The organism is Vreelandella piezotolerans (genome assembly GCF_012427705.1).
GTDB classification, from domain to species: domain Bacteria; phylum Pseudomonadota; class Gammaproteobacteria; order Pseudomonadales; family Halomonadaceae; genus Vreelandella; species Vreelandella piezotolerans.
Genome location: NZ_CP048602.1, coordinates 623302 through 637466, shown reverse-complemented (window position 1 = coordinate 637466; position 14165 = coordinate 623302). Strand labels below are relative to the sequence as shown.

Here is a 14165-nt window from a genome sequence, read left to right as displayed (position 1 = left end):
TAGCGCTCGGCGCTTAATCGCCTACTGCCAAGCGGACGACGTCTTACTCTTCGTCAGTGGCCAGTGCCATATGTTTTTGCAGGTAGTTTTGGATACCGACCTGATCGATGAGTTGCAGCTGGGTTTCGATGTGATCGATGTGACCCTCTTCGTCGGCCAGCAGATCGCGAAGCAAATCGCGGGTCACGTAGTCCTTGACGCTCTCACAGTAGGTGATGGCCTCAATGTAGTCGTTGCGGCCGTCGTGCTCGATCTTCAAATCGCACTCGAGCATCTCTTTGACGTTTTCACCGATATGCAGCTTGCCGAGATCTTGAAGGTTCGGGATACCTTCCAAAAACAGAATGCGCTCGATCAGCTTATCGGCGTGCTGCATCTCTTCGATGGATTCATCATACTCCCATTTAGCAAGTACTTTGAGGCCCCAGTCTTTGTACATTTTGGCGTGCAAAAAGTACTGGTTGATCGCCACGAGCTCGTTGCCAAGCGCGATATTGAGATGCTGAATTACTTTCGGATCGCCTTTCATGCCGTCACCTTTTTAGCGTATTGATCAATAACGTACTGTTTTGCAGCGTACTCTTACATTAATCAAGGAGTATAGGCCATAAAAAGGCTAACTCCCAATGCTGTCGAGAGTATCAGTCGTGACGACAAAAATTCAAGCAAATCAGTTATTTGCTAACGATAAGTCTAACAAGAGTGATTCGCGTCATACGGCGTAAGCGAGACTCATATCAGACTCGGCGCGTACGGCCTGAACGGCCTCGCGGGTGAGGGATTTGGCGAAGCAGGCGCATTTACCACACTGGGTGCCGCAGCCAGTGGCTTCGCGCACTTCTCGCCAGCTGCGCGCTCCATCGCTAATCTGCTGGCGAATCTGATGATCGGTTACTCCCTTGCACACACACACGTACATGGCGACACCTCATAAAAATCATGAGATGAATGTAAATGATTCGCATACATCTTTTCAAGTAGAAAACGTTGTTCTTTAGTATCGATTCGCCTTAAGCCCATTGAGACATACGATAACCCGTTGACGGGTGAGCTATTTTCAATAAAAACGCCCAAAATTATTTTTTCGGAAGCACCACGGTTTCGGTCTTGGATGCAATGTCTGGCCAGCTTCTACGCTGCCCATCGAACAGCACCCACCAATAGCCGATACCGAAGGCCGCCAAGGACAGCCAGGCCGTCGCGCAGCGTATCAGGCTCTGCTTTAACGTGATCGCATGGCCATCCAGCGTTTGCACCCGCAGCCGCCACGCCTGCATACCTAGCGTCATCCCTCCTCGACGCCAGGAGTAGACGAAGAACAGCGTCACGAAAAACAGCAGCATGAGCCGCAGGCTCCAGATGTCGAAGGCCGTGGTACCGATCTCTTCTGCCGTTTGACCCAGCACGAAGCGGAAAAAGGCCAAGTGAGCCACGGTGACGGCGATCCAGATGGCCGTCACCAAAAAACCGTCGTACAGCATGGCGCCCAATCGGCGACCTATGCCGGCGGGCCAAACGTCATCCAACTGGGTAAAACGTCGCGTCGTCACTGCTCTATTCTCCTGATGTGCGTCTGCGCGGCCTTTAGCCATTTCGGCGCAAGAAATAGATGCCCACCGCGGCACAGGCAAGAGTCGGCACCAGCACCGCCCAGACAGGGGAAAAGCCAAAGATGGTCGACGCCGGGGCGAGCAAATCCTGCACGTACTTGAACACCAGACCGGTCACTACGCCATAAAAAACCCGCGTACCCGCTGCCACCGAGCGCAGTGGCCCAAACACGAACGAGGCGGCAATCAGCACGAGCGACCCCATGGTGAGCGGCATCAATACCTTTTGCCAGAAATAGAGCAGCGGCTGGTCTGCCTGAAGGTTCTGGCTTTGGAGGAAATTGGCGTAGGCCCATAGCTCGCTGGGCGCCTGGCTTTCGATGTCACGTAGCAGCCGCTCCAACTGGGTCGGGGTGAGCGCCGTTTCCCATGCCGCACTCGGTTGATACGCCGACTCCGTGCGGTTATCGAAAATACGTGTCATGGTCACGCCTTCCAATTGCCATGCCCCCTCCTCCCAGTGGGCACGATTGGCATGGGTCGCTTCGATGAGACGGCGCTCGTCGAAGCGGTAGCGGGTTAAGTCCAGCACCACGTTATCCGCTCGAATGGCCCCAAAGCGGTAGACGCTATCGCCTTCGAACTGCCAGCCACTGCGGGTAGTCAGCATGGCGCCCTCGCCTTGGCGCTGCTCCAATCGCCACGCTTCGGCATACTGCTCGGTTTTGGGGCTAACGAACTCCGCTACTAGCAGCACCACGATGACCACTAGCAGCACGGGCTTCATCACGCCCCAAACGATGCGCGCCAGCGAGCGGCCAGCAGCGCGCATGACCGTCAGTTCGTTGCTGGAGGCCATGCTGCCCAAGCCAATGAGTGCGCCAATCAGCACGGCGACCGGCGCGTACTGGTAAAAGCGCCATGGGAGTCGCATCCCCAAGTAGAGCAACACGTCCAGCGCGCTGTAGTCGCCCTGGGTGTCCCCTAAGTCACCGATATAGGCAATGGTGATATCAAGCCCCAGCAGCACGAACTGCACCACCACGATGGCAGCCAGGACGTTGCGGGCGATATAGCGATCCATTCGATCCATGGCGATCAGCATTAGCGCATTCCCTTTCGTTGCGAGTGCCACAGCAGCAGCACACCGAGCCCCAAGAACAGCGCATGCACCGGCCAAACACCCAGCGCCACGGCCAGAGAACCACTCCCAATCGCATCGACAGCGGCAAGCAGTAAACTCAAATAGGCAACGTATAGAAACACAGCGGGCAACAGTTTTGCGAAGCGCCCTTGCCGTGGGTTTACCCGTGACAGCGGCTGGGCCAACAGCGCTAAGATGAAGACCATGAGCGGCAACCCTGCCCGCCACTGAAATTGTGCCTGAGCGCGTGGATCGGGATCTTGCCACAGCTCGGCGGTCGTGGCGTACTCCAACGAATCCAGCTCCTGGCGATCTCGGCTAAGTCCCAAACGCAGCGTGTAGCGCTCGAAGGTCAAACGCTCGGCATCCTGGCGTCCGGGCGTTACGCCGTAGCGTTCGCCGTCTTCCAAAATGAGAAAACGGCTGCCGGTATCGACGTTCGTTTCCTGGTAGCCCGATCCCGCGCGCGTGATGTAGCTATGCGTTTTTTCTGCCCCCGCCATGGGCTGCTCGTGCACCAGCACTTCCTGCATTTGAGTTCCGTCGCTGCTGAAATCGGTAATGTAAGCCGTGCGCCCTCCGCCAAAATCCTGGAAGCGCCCTGGCGCGAGCACCGATACGTCCAAACGGCTGCGCTGCTCTTCCAGGGTCGCCTCGGTTTGCAGTGCCCCCGCAGGCGTCAACCATAGGCTGCAAAGACCGACCAGCACGGCCACTACCGTAGCGGGTAGTAGCGTCACGCGAAACAGCCGCGTCGGACTCATGCCACACGCCACCATCACGGTAATTTCGCTGTTCATATAGAGCTGCCCATAGGCCAACAGAATGCCGAGAAAAAACGACAGCGGCAGGATCAGCTCCATGAAGCCGGGCAAGTGAAACAGCATCAGGCTGCCGAGTATCGTGACCGGGAAATCCCCCTCGGCAGCATCCGAAAAATAGCGGATAAAGCGGCTGCCCATAATCACCAGCAGCAGGATGCCCGCCACGGCAGACATGGTCAGTAACACTTCACGAGTTAAGTACCGGAATAGAATCAACGCGCTCTCCGACTAGTGGTGCAGGTGGCCATGCAATGCGCCCATGGCTTGGGTACACTAATCTAACTGGTAGCAAACACTAAATAACGGGGCATTATCCCGAATCACTCGTTGCTTGTCTTGTTGGAGACGTCATGGAATTTTCCGTTCAGACCGCAAACCCCGCCAAAGCCGAAACGGCTTGCCTCGTTCTCCCTGTCTATAAAGGTAGCGACTTACTGCCTGCCGTGGCCAAATTAGACGACGCCAGCGAGCGCTTGATCGGCCAACTGTTGGAGCGCGGCGACTTCGACGCCGCACTGGGTAACGTGCAGCTCGTGCCGTTTGCACCGGGGCTAGGGGCGGAGCGTATTCTGCTGGTGGGTTTGGGTGAGCGCGATAAATGCCAGGAAGCCGCTTTTATTAAAGCCCTCGACACCGCCATGGCAGCGCTGATCAAACTGCCCGTCGACGAAGCCAGCGTCACCTTTACCGACGTACTGATCGATGATCGAGACGCCGTTTGGAAAGCGCGCAAGACCCTCGAGGCCGCCGAGCGTGCTATTTACCGCTTCGATCAGTTCAAGTCGTCGCCAGCCAAAGCGCCGAGCCTGGCCAAACTGACGCTGATCGTCAGCGATGCCAATGATGCGCCGCTCGCCAAACAGGGGGCCGCACTCGGCATTGCCATTGGCCAAGGCATCAACGTCACCCGTACGCTGGGCAATCTGCCGGGCAATGTATGTACGCCGCGCTACCTCGCCGAGCAGGCCCAAGCGCTGGGACGCGATTCCCAAGGCGCGCTGGCCGTCGACATCCTAGACGAAGAGGCACTTGAAGCCCTTGGCGCCCACTCGCTGCTATCCGTTGGCCGCGGCAGCGCCGAGCCGTCGCGCCTCATCGTGATGAAGTACCAGGGCGCCGACGACCCCGATGAAGCGCCCCATGTATTGATCGGTAAAGGCATCACGTTCGATACCGGCGGTATTTCGCTGAAGCCCGGCGAGGGCATGGATGAGATGAAATTCGATATGGGCGGCGCGGCCAGCGTGTTTGGCACGGTCAACGCCATATTGGCGATCAAGCCCAAGCTCAACGCCGTGTTCATCGTCGCCGCTGCCGAAAACATGCCCGACGGCGCCGCTACCAAGCCGGGCGATATCATCAAGACCCTCAAGGGCCTGACGGTCGAAGTGCTCAACACCGATGCCGAAGGCCGTTTGGTACTGTGCGATGCCCTCACCTACGCCGAGCGATTCACCCCCGCCAGCGTGGTGGATATCGCCACCTTGACGGGTGCGGCCATTATTGCCCTGGGCCACCACGCCACCGGCCTGCTCTCCAACGACGACGATCTCGCCCTCGACTTGTTAGAGGCCGGTGAAGTCGCCTGGGACCGGGCATGGCATCTGCCACTGTGGGATGAGTACCAGGAGCAGTTGGACTCCAACTTCGCCGATTTGGCCAACATCGGTGGCCGACCGGCCGGCACCATCACCGCGGCGTGTTTCCTATCGCGCTTTGCCGACCACTTCCCCTGGGCGCACCTGGATATCGCAGGTACGGCGTGGCACTCCGGCAAGCAGAAAGGCGCCACCGGCCGCCCAGTGGGCCTGCTCACCCAGTATCTGCTGGACCGTGAAGCCGACGCCCAAGTCGAAAATGGCGAGGCCTAATCCCACAAACCGGCCAACAATGGTTGCCTTTCGTTGACGCAACCGTTAAACCTGAACGCATGAGCGTGTGCCCTGGATAGGCTGGCACACGCTGTCCAAACGATACGCTTAATAGATGCCCTTCGGGGCTTGGCTCTAGCGGAGAGAACACGCCGTGCCCACAGCTTCAGATGCCCAGTTAGAAACACGCTTTGAGATCCTGCCGACCAACCAGCCGATGGCCGATGAGATCCGCGACAACGTTCTGCAAAATCCAGGTTTCGGTAAACATTTCACCGACCATATGGCCCACGTGCGCTGGACCGTCGATGCCGATTGGCACGGCCACCAAGTGCGCCCCTACGGCCCACTGACCCTCGACCCCGCCGCTTCCGTGCTGCACTACGGCCAGGAAATTTTCGAGGGTATCAAAGCATATCGCCATGCCGACGGCTCGATTTGGACCTTCCGCCCCGAGAAGAACGCCGAGCGTTTCCGCCGTAGCGCCCGCCGCTTAGCGCTGCCCGAGCTGTCGGATGACGATTTCATCGGCTCACTGAAAGCGCTGCTGGCGCAAGACCACGCCTGGGTGCCCACGCCCGCCAGCGACGCCGACGAGTGCAGCCTCTACCTACGCCCGTTCATGATCGCCTCCGAGGCTTTCCTTGGCGTACGCCCAGCTCATGAAGTCGACTACTACGTGATCGCCTCCCCGGCGGCCGCCTATTTCAAAGGCGGCATCGAGCCGGTCTCCATCTGGCTCTCCTCCCACTACAAACGTGCGGCCCCCGGCGGCACTGGCTTTGCCAAGTGCGGGGGCAACTACGCCGCCTCGCTGGCCGCCCAAAAAGAGGCCGCCGCCAACGGCTGCAGCCAGGTTGCCTTCCTCGACGCTGCAGAAAACAAGTGGATCGAAGAGCTGGGCGGCATGAACCTGTTCTTCGTTTACAAAGACGGCCGCATCGTCACACCGCGCCTGACCGATACCATTCTGGAAGGCGTGACGCGTAATTCCGTCCTGACCCTGGCCAAAGACGCGGGACTGACACCGGAAGAGCGCGCCATCAGCATCGACGAGTGGCGCGAAGGTGCCGCCTCTGGAGAGATTACCGAAGTCTTCGCCTGTGGCACGGCAGCGGTCATCACGCCGGTGGGTGAGCTGGTCACGGAGAACGAGCGCATTCGTTTGCAGGGCAATGGCAACAGTGAAGTGGCCAAACGCATCCGCAAGACGTTGCTCGACCTTCAATACGGCCGCAGTGATGACAAGTACGGCTGGCTGACCCGCTTGGTATAATCCCCTAGCGTTACAAACCTAGCCGCCACTCGCACCGTGGCGGCTAGGTTGCCAGGCGCGTTGACACCGCTGGAGCCACCATGGCACGCATCGATTTTTATATTCTGCCCGACACCACCCTAGAAGCCCGCCTGCAGTTCGCCTGTAAGCTCGCCGAGACCATCCACCGCAAGGGCTATCGGCTGCACCTGCACTGCGAAGACAAAGCGCTGGCCGAGCAGGCCGACGACGCTCTGTGGCAGTTCCGCGAGGACGCCTACCTTCCCCATGCGCTGGAAGACAGCGACTTGGCTGACAGCGTGCCCATTACCCTTGGCTGGCAAACCCTGCCCAGCCCGCAGGCAGACACCGCCCTGCTGAATCTTCACCCTGACATTCCCGATGGGGTCGAGCGTTACGCCCGCGTCGCGGAAATCATCAACCAGCACCAGCAGGTACTGGTCGCCAAGCGTGCCTGCTGGCAACGCTACAAGGCGCTGGGGCATGAGGTCGTGCCGCATAAATTGGGATAAGTGTCCAACGACTTGAAAGCCCTCCATAACAACAACTCAATGGATGAGACGGCCGATGCTTTCCCATACCTTGTTAGCCCGCACGCCGCTAGCGGTCATCGTCATTGCCCAACTGTTTGGCACCTCGCTATGGTTTAGCGTTAACGGCGTTGGCTTAGCGCTGCAGGAAGCCGTGGGCCTTAGCGAAAGCGACCTCGGGCTGCTTACTATCGCTGTGCAGGCGGGGTTTATTACCGGCACCCTGCTGATTGCGACCACGGGCTTGGCCGACCGAGTGCGCGCCAGCCACCTGTTTGCGATGTCTGCCGTACTCGGCGCGCTGATCAACGCGGCGTTCATCAGCGTGGCGGATAACGTCACGTTGGCGGCAGGGGCTCGCTTTTTGGTCGGGCTTTGTCTTGCGGGCATCTATCCGCTGGGCATGAAGCTAGTGGTGAGCTGGACGCCCACCCACGCAGGCTCGACGCTTGGCTGGTTGGTCGGCATGCTCACCCTTGGCATTGCTTCGCCGCACCTGCTGCGCGGGCTCACCCTGCATCTTCCCTGGCAGTGGCCACTGCTATTGGCCTCTGCCCTTGCTCTTCTGGCAGCGCTGATGATTTTCCAACTAGGCGTGGGGCCACATCTGCCTGCCAAGGCCAACGGCGGGCGACCTTGGGCGGGGCTTGCCGCATTCAAAGAGAAGAACTTCCGCGCCGCCGCGCTGGGCTACTTCGGCCACTGCTGGGAGCTTTACGCCCTCTGGGCGCTGGTGCCCTTTTTAGTCACCAGGGAGTTGGAGCGCTTGGGCGCGGCCCCTGGCTTGCAGCCGTGGCTAAGCTTCGCGGTCATCGCCTTGGGGCTTCCCGGCTGCGTGATGGCAGGCCGGTGGAGCCGACGCATCGGTAGCGCACGGGTCGCGTTTATCGCACTGGCGGTCTCTGGCACGCTGTGCCTTGCCTATCCGCTGCTAGGCGGCCTGTCGCCCTGGCTGCTGTTGGCCCTGCTTGCCCTCTGGGGCGTGAGCGTGATCGCCGACTCAGCGCAGTTCTCTGCCCTGGCGTCTGCCAGCGCACCGCCGGAGCGACTGGGCGCCGCGCTGGCCATGATGAATGCGATTGGCTTTGGCCTGACGATTCCCTCCATTGCGCTGGTCACGGCACTATGGGCCAACCAGGGGCCTTTGGTGATTTGGTGGCTGCTGCCTGGGCCGATCATTGGCCTCATCACGATGCGTAGACTGATCACCCGCTGACGGTAGAAGCGACGTTTGGTAAGGTGCCTTACCGTTTATTACCCCTCAACGCCCGATCACAGAAGGTTGTCGCCATGAATCACGCTGCCCAGTGGGTGCCGCTCAACCCAGAGCACCACGGCGGTTTAATGTGGCAGCGTTTTACCGCCTACCACTTTGCGCAAACCACTACCCAAGTCGCATTGGCAGACGCTGAGCTGCGCCATGCGGCGGCTAACTTTCCCATCGCGCTGGCGGACACGGGCGCAGGTTGGCAGGCTGTTGCGCTGCTGGGACTGGAAGATGGCCAGAACCTTCTGGTGGATGACCAAGGCCGCTTTCGGGCCGCCTACGTGCCTGCCGCGCTGCGCAGCCACCCGTTTGGGCTGCACCCTGACTATCCCGGTAGACTGTGCATCGACCAGCACTCGCCCTATGTCGTCGAGCGCCTGGATGCCGAGCCTTTTTTCAACCAGCACGGGGAGCTTGCCCGCTTTCCCGCCCAAGTGCTGGCATTTCTACAGCAGCGTGAGCAAGGCTGTCAGCGGCTTTCCACGCGTATTACCGCGCTATCCAAGTCGGCACTGCTGACGCCCTGGCAGCCCCACGGCTATCAAGGCAGCACACCGCTGTATCAAATCGACGAGCGCGCTTGGCAGGCCCTTTCTGCCAAACAAATAGGGCTTTTCTGGCAATTGGGCGCCGTTCCTTTGGTGTACGCTCTGTTGCAATCGCAACAGCAGCTTGGCCGTTTGCAGCTCTATCGGCAACGCAAGGCGACGGCAGAGCCTTCGACGCACTCCTCAGACCCCCTTGCCCAATGGCAAGAAGCGCTGAGCAGCGAAGCCGAATATGACTGGCCGAGCGCTACCTAAACGCGCTAAGTACCGATGCTCTTCAGGAACGATAATGAATGTGAACGTAACCAGGTCGCTCATACTCGGCCTACTGCTGGTCAGCCCCCCACTGATGGCGCAACCCGTGCTGGAGGAGCCACTGGCCGAGACGGCCGCCTTGCCCGCTTCCTCTCTGGATGGCCCGGCGTTTTCGCCCGAGCTCCAAGAGCTCCTCGACCGCTTGCGATGGCAAGCCAGTGAGGCGACAGGCAGTTCTATGGCGCTGATCGCGTTACGTGAAAAAATTCAGCAAGCCATCGAGCAGCAGCCCGGCATTCTGGCTCAGCGCTCTCGAGAGCGGGAATCCGTGCTGCGCATTGACGAAGTGCGCGCGGTGCGCCGCCCGCAGGTGAACGCAGGCCTCGAGTACCGCAACGACCTCCAGCGTACTGAATCACTGCCCGATCGCGGCTCGCGCGTCGATGCCGTGGTCACGCTGAGCCAGCTACTGCTGGATTTCGGCGCGAGTCGCGAACGCGTTCGCGCCGCCGATCTCAGCGCAGAAGCGGCGTTTTGGCAGTCCCAGTCTAGCGTTGAAGAGGAAGTCCTCTACGCGGTGAACGCTTACCTGGATGTGGCCCGCTTGACCGCCCAGCGCCAACTGGCCGAGCATAATCTTGAGCAGCATCAGCGTATTTTTGAAGACGTGAGCCTACGCCGTGAGGCGGGCGCTGGCTCGCGGGCCGACGTACTGCGCGCGCAAAGCCGATTGAGCGACGCCGAATCACGCTTGGTCACACTGGAGGGCGAGCTGGCCCGAGCGATCAACGTGTATCAGGAAGCGTTTTTCTCCACGCCGGATGTACTCGCGCTGCCCCAGGGTGCCGCGCTATTGAGCGATGCCAACGCAGACCGCCTGTTGGACAGAGCGCTGGCGAAAAACGCCGCGCTGCGCAGCCAAACGCTCACCAGTGAAGCCAGCGATGCCGAGGCCCAGGCCACCCGTAATGCCCGCCTGCCCAGCCTAAGCGTGGCGGTCGAGGGCCGTCAGTTCGATGTGAACGATTTCAACGAATCCGATAACGACGTCGCGCTACTTTTCAATGTCGACTACACCCCCTACAGCGGCGGCGCCACCTCCTCGCGGGTTGCTCAAGCGGTCGAACGCCAGCAGCAGAGCCAGTACGAGCAGCAAGCGCTGCGCCGTGAGTTAGAGCGCGAAGTCCGCTCGGCCTACACCGATACCCGCACCCGTCGTGCGGAGCTGGAAGCGCAAACCGCCACGCTCGCCGCCGAAGAGGAGGCCCTACTGGCCTATCGCGAGCAGTTTGCCGTTGGCCGCAGCAGCATCAACGACTTGCTCGACGCCCAGCGCGACTTATTTCAAACCGCGCTGGAGCTGATCAACCGCCGGGTGCGCTGGGAACAGGCCGCTTTCCAGCAGCTCGCGGTCACTGGTGAACTGCTGGATGTGATGGAGATTCACCTTGAACGCCGCTAACCCCTATCAGGACGATCTAGAGCAGTGCTTGACCTTCGTGGCCGCCCATCTAGCGCTGCCCGTTTCCGAAGCTGCCGTGCGTGCTCACCGAGTAGGCAACGAATCCCCACTGACACCTGATGGCTTCATTGATGCCGCCGAACGCCATGGCATGGTCGCCGCACTGGGCGAGCATCCTCTCGCCACGCTGGGTAACTCCCTGCTGCCTGCAGTGGCGCTGCTGAAAAATGGCCGCGCGGTGGTCCTCATCGAGCGTATCGATGACAATCGCTTCGCGCTGTTTGATCCGGCCCTGGGTAAACAGCCCGTCGAAACCCATGTAAGCGCCCTTGAAGAGGCGTATATCGGCCACCTGATTGCCGTACGCGCCCGCTACCGTCCGGTCAGTTTGAATAGCGAACCGGCCATTCAAGGCGGCCACTGGTTCTGGAGTGCGCTCTCCTCGAATCGCTGGGTGTATACCCAAGTGGTGATTGCCGCCGCGCTCACCAACTTTTTAGGCCTGGCCACGTCGCTGTTCATCATGGTGGTGTATGACCGCGTACTACCCAATGAAGCGGTTGAATCGCTGGTGGCGCTCACCATCGGTGTGAGTATCGCCCTGCTGTTCGATTTTGCGGTAAAAACCCTGCGTCAGCTGTTTATCGAACGGGCTGGCCAGGAAGCAGACTTACGCATGGGGCGGCGTATCTTTGATCACGTGCTCAACCTGCAAATGAGTGCCAAGCGCGGCTCCACCGGCGGCTTTGCCAATACCCTCAGAGAGTTCGAGACGCTGCGCGATTTCTTCGCCTCGGCGTCGCTGGTCGCCATCGTCGATCTACCGTTCATCCTGCTATTCATTGGCGTGATTTATCTGATCGGCGGGCCGCTGGCCCTCATCCCGATGATCGCCGTTCCCCTCGTATTGCTGATCGGCATTGCTGTTCAGCCGTTTCTCAAACGTCTTTCTGGTCAAGCCTTTGAAGAGAGCCGCTCCAAGCAGGGCGTGTTGATCGAGGCCGTTGCGGGCTTGGAGACCATCAAGGCCAGCGGCGCAGCACCGATGATTCGCAAACGTTGGGAAGAGAGCGTGCACCAGCAGTCGACTGTAGGGCGTCAAGGTCGCGCGATTCAGCAGTTCGCCCTCAACGCCACCGCCTTTGCCCAGCAGGCCGCCCAGGTGAGCATCGTGGTGTACGGGGTCTTTCTGGTGGGCGCTGGCACGATCTCCATGGGGGCCATGATTGCCTGCGTCATTCTCACTGGGCGCGCGCTGGCGCCGCTGGCACAGCTGGCGCAAACCATGACCCGCATCAACCAAGCGCGTACCTCCTACCGCGCGCTCGACCAGCTGATGAACATGCCCTCCGAGCGCCCGGCAGGCCGCCACTACCTCAGCCGTCCCACGCTGGAAGGCAAGCTGCGCCTGCAGGACGTCAGCTTCCGTTACCCCGAGCAAACCACCGCTGCGCTGGCAAATATCAACCTGACCATCGAGCCCGGCGAGAAAGTCGCCCTGCTTGGCCGCGTCGGCTCCGGCAAGAGTACGCTGGCACGTCTGCTGCTGGGCATTTACCCACCGGAACAGGGTGCCGTGCTGGTCGACGATACCGACCTTCGCCAAATCGACCCTGCGGATTTACGCCACAACATTGGCAGCGTTCTACAAGAAGCCTGGCTCTTCTCCGGCACCGTGCGGCAAAACATTGCCATTGGAGCCCACCACCCCACCGATGAGCAGATTCTCAACGCCGCGAAACTTGCCGGAGCCCATGACTTCATTGCCCGCCACCCGAAAGGCTACGACATGCCGATTGGCGAGCGCGGCGAGGGACTTTCCGGCGGTCAGCGCCAGCTGATCTGTCTGGCCAGAGCCCTGCTGGGCGCGCCGCCCATTCTGCTGATGGATGAGCCCACCAGCGCCATGGACATCCAAACCGAAAAAGAGGTCATTGCGCGCTTGAAAGCCGCGAGCACAGCACAAACGCTGGTGGTGGTCACCCACCGTACCAGCCTGTTGGAGCTGGTGGATCGCGTGGTCATTCTCGACCAGGGCCAGATCGTGGCCGATGGCCCCAAAGCTCAGGTCATGCGCCCTGTGGAAGCCGCCCCCCACCGTTCGCGTGAAGGAACTACTCAGTGAATCGTCCTACTTCTCAACTGGATTTCGAGCACTTCGTACGCCATGGACGTGCCAAGCGTCCCATCGGCAGTAGCCTACTTCTGCTCACGATCATCGCGTTTCTGCTGATTGGTTTCATTTGGGCGTATCTCACGGAAGTCGATGAAGTCACCCGCGGCCAGGGCAAAGTCGTGCCCTCACGCAGCTTGCAAGTGGTCGAAAGCCTGGAGGGCGGCGTGGTCACGGAGATCAACGTGCGCCGGGGCGATACGGTCGCCCAAGGCGATACGCTCATGGTGCTCAGCGGTGGTACCCTCGAGGGTGACTACGAGGAAAGCCTCCAGCGCCTGCGTTCGCTCCAGCTGCGTATCCAGCGCTTAGAGGCCGAAATCAACCAGACGCCGCTGGCGCTGGATGACGCTCTGAGCCAAGCAGCCCCCAGCGTGGCCGCCAGTGAAACGCGGCTTTTCCATGGCCGCCAACTAGAGCTAAACGCAGAGCTACAGGTGCTGGAGCAGCAGGGCTACCAGCGACGCCAAGAGACAGCGGAGCTGGAAGCCGCCCTTAGCACGGCACGCTCAGGCGTCCAGCTAGCCGAACAGGAGCTGGCGATCATCCAACCGCTGGCCCAGCGCGGCATCGAACCGGAAACCTCGCTACTGCGGGTACGCCAATCGCTCAACGAGCTGCGAGGTGAAGTGGCCCGTCAACAGAGCGCGGTGGCCCGCGCCGAGGCGTCCATTGCGGAAATCGAAGATCGTAAAGTGGCGGCACGCAACGCCTTCGAAGCCGATGCGTTAGCTCAGTTGGCCGAAGCGACCTCCCATGTCGCCGAGCTGCAAAAAACCCTGCCAGGGCGCGCCGATCAGGTCGCCCGCACCACGATTCGCTCGCCGGTGGATGGCGTGGTCAATCAAGTCCATATCAGTACCGTGGGCGGGGTGGCAGGTTCTGGCGAGCCGCTGGTGGAAGTAGTGCCCGCCGACGATGCTCTGGTGGTAGAAGCGCATATCCGCCCGTCCGACATCGCCTTTCTCTACCCCGGCCAGCCGGTCAAAGTGAAACTGACCGCCTATGATTTTGCCCGCTACGGCGGCTTGGATGGCGAGCTGGTCACCATCGCCGCCGACGCGGTCGAGATGCCGGAGAGCGGCGAGCTGATGTATCCCGTGGAAGTGCGTACCGACGGTTATCTCTACGACGCCGATAACCAGCCGTTGGATATCATGCCCGGCATGGTGGCAGAGATCGACATTCTCAGCGGCAAGCGCAGCGTGTTGGATTACCTGATGGAGCCGGTGGTAAAAGTTCGCGACCGCGCCCTGCGCGACTGA

General features: G+C 60.4%; 13 protein-coding genes. 8 read left to right on the top strand and 5 right to left on the bottom strand.

Annotation, left to right across the window (positions count from 1 at the left end; all coding sequences use genetic code 11):
* Positions 1 to 43: 43 nt before the first annotated feature.
* The 5 genes from bfr to lptF all read right to left on the bottom strand — a co-directional run bounded on the left by bfr (position 44) and on the right by lptF (position 3734).
* Positions 44 to 529: a bacterioferritin gene (gene bfr, locus GYM47_RS02940; RefSeq protein ID WP_139528362.1), complete on the bottom strand. Its 486-nt coding sequence runs from the start codon at positions 527 to 529 to the stop codon at positions 44 to 46.
* Positions 530 to 712: 183 nt separating this feature from the next.
* Positions 713 to 919: a (2Fe-2S)-binding protein gene (locus GYM47_RS02935; protein ID WP_139528361.1), complete on the bottom strand. Its 207-nt coding sequence runs from the start codon at positions 917 to 919 to the stop codon at positions 713 to 715.
* Between the two features lie 157 nt (positions 920 to 1076).
* Positions 1077 to 1550 (bottom strand): RDD family protein, encoded by a 474-nt coding sequence (locus GYM47_RS02930; RefSeq protein WP_230834473.1) that lies wholly within the window; start codon positions 1548 to 1550, stop codon positions 1077 to 1079.
* 34 nt (positions 1551 to 1584) lie between these two features.
* Positions 1585 to 2649: an LPS export ABC transporter permease LptG gene (gene lptG, locus GYM47_RS02925; RefSeq protein ID WP_153843510.1), complete on the bottom strand. Its 1065-nt coding sequence runs from the start codon at positions 2647 to 2649 to the stop codon at positions 1585 to 1587.
* 5 nt (positions 2650 to 2654) lie between these two features.
* Positions 2655 to 3734, bottom strand: a complete 1080-nt coding sequence (lptF, locus tag GYM47_RS02920; RefSeq protein ID WP_139528359.1) for an LPS export ABC transporter permease LptF — start codon at positions 3732 to 3734, stop codon at positions 2655 to 2657.
* A 134-nt stretch (positions 3735 to 3868) separates the two neighbouring features.
* Here lptF and GYM47_RS02915 point away from each other — a divergent pair, with 134 nt between their 5' ends.
* The 8 genes from GYM47_RS02915 to GYM47_RS02880 all read left to right on the top strand — a co-directional run bounded on the left by GYM47_RS02915 (position 3869) and on the right by GYM47_RS02880 (position 14165).
* On the top strand, positions 3869 to 5389 hold the full coding sequence (locus tag GYM47_RS02915; protein WP_153843480.1) for a leucyl aminopeptidase: 1521 nt from the start codon (positions 3869 to 3871) through the stop codon (positions 5387 to 5389).
* A 154-nt stretch (positions 5390 to 5543) separates the two neighbouring features.
* Entirely contained in the window at positions 5544 to 6665 is a 1122-nt protein-coding gene (locus tag GYM47_RS02910) for a branched-chain amino acid aminotransferase (RefSeq protein ID WP_153843479.1), read from the top strand.
* Between the two features lie 80 nt (positions 6666 to 6745).
* On the top strand, positions 6746 to 7177 hold the full coding sequence (locus GYM47_RS02905) for a DNA polymerase III subunit chi (RefSeq protein WP_153843478.1): 432 nt from the start codon (positions 6746 to 6748) through the stop codon (positions 7175 to 7177).
* Positions 7178 to 7232: 55 nt separating this feature from the next.
* Positions 7233 to 8411 (top strand): MFS transporter, encoded by a 1179-nt coding sequence (locus GYM47_RS02900; RefSeq protein ID WP_153843477.1) that lies wholly within the window; start codon positions 7233 to 7235, stop codon positions 8409 to 8411.
* A gap of 74 nt (positions 8412 to 8485) precedes the next feature.
* On the top strand, positions 8486 to 9265 hold the full coding sequence (locus tag GYM47_RS02895; RefSeq protein ID WP_153843476.1) for a SapC family protein: 780 nt from the start codon (positions 8486 to 8488) through the stop codon (positions 9263 to 9265).
* A 34-nt stretch (positions 9266 to 9299) separates the two neighbouring features.
* Positions 9300 to 10727: a TolC family protein gene (locus GYM47_RS02890; protein WP_153843475.1), complete on the top strand. Its 1428-nt coding sequence runs from the start codon at positions 9300 to 9302 to the stop codon at positions 10725 to 10727.
* Positions 10714 to 12852 (top strand): type I secretion system permease/ATPase, encoded by a 2139-nt coding sequence (locus GYM47_RS02885; RefSeq protein WP_153843474.1) that lies wholly within the window; start codon positions 10714 to 10716, stop codon positions 12850 to 12852. The genes GYM47_RS02890 and GYM47_RS02885 overlap by 14 nt, the downstream gene beginning before the upstream one ends.
* Positions 12849 to 14165 carry an HlyD family type I secretion periplasmic adaptor subunit gene (locus GYM47_RS02880; RefSeq protein WP_153843473.1) on the top strand — a complete coding sequence of 439 codons (1317 nt, stop codon included), beginning with the start codon at positions 12849 to 12851 and terminating at the stop codon, positions 14163 to 14165. Before GYM47_RS02885 ends, GYM47_RS02880 begins: the two co-directional genes overlap by 4 nt.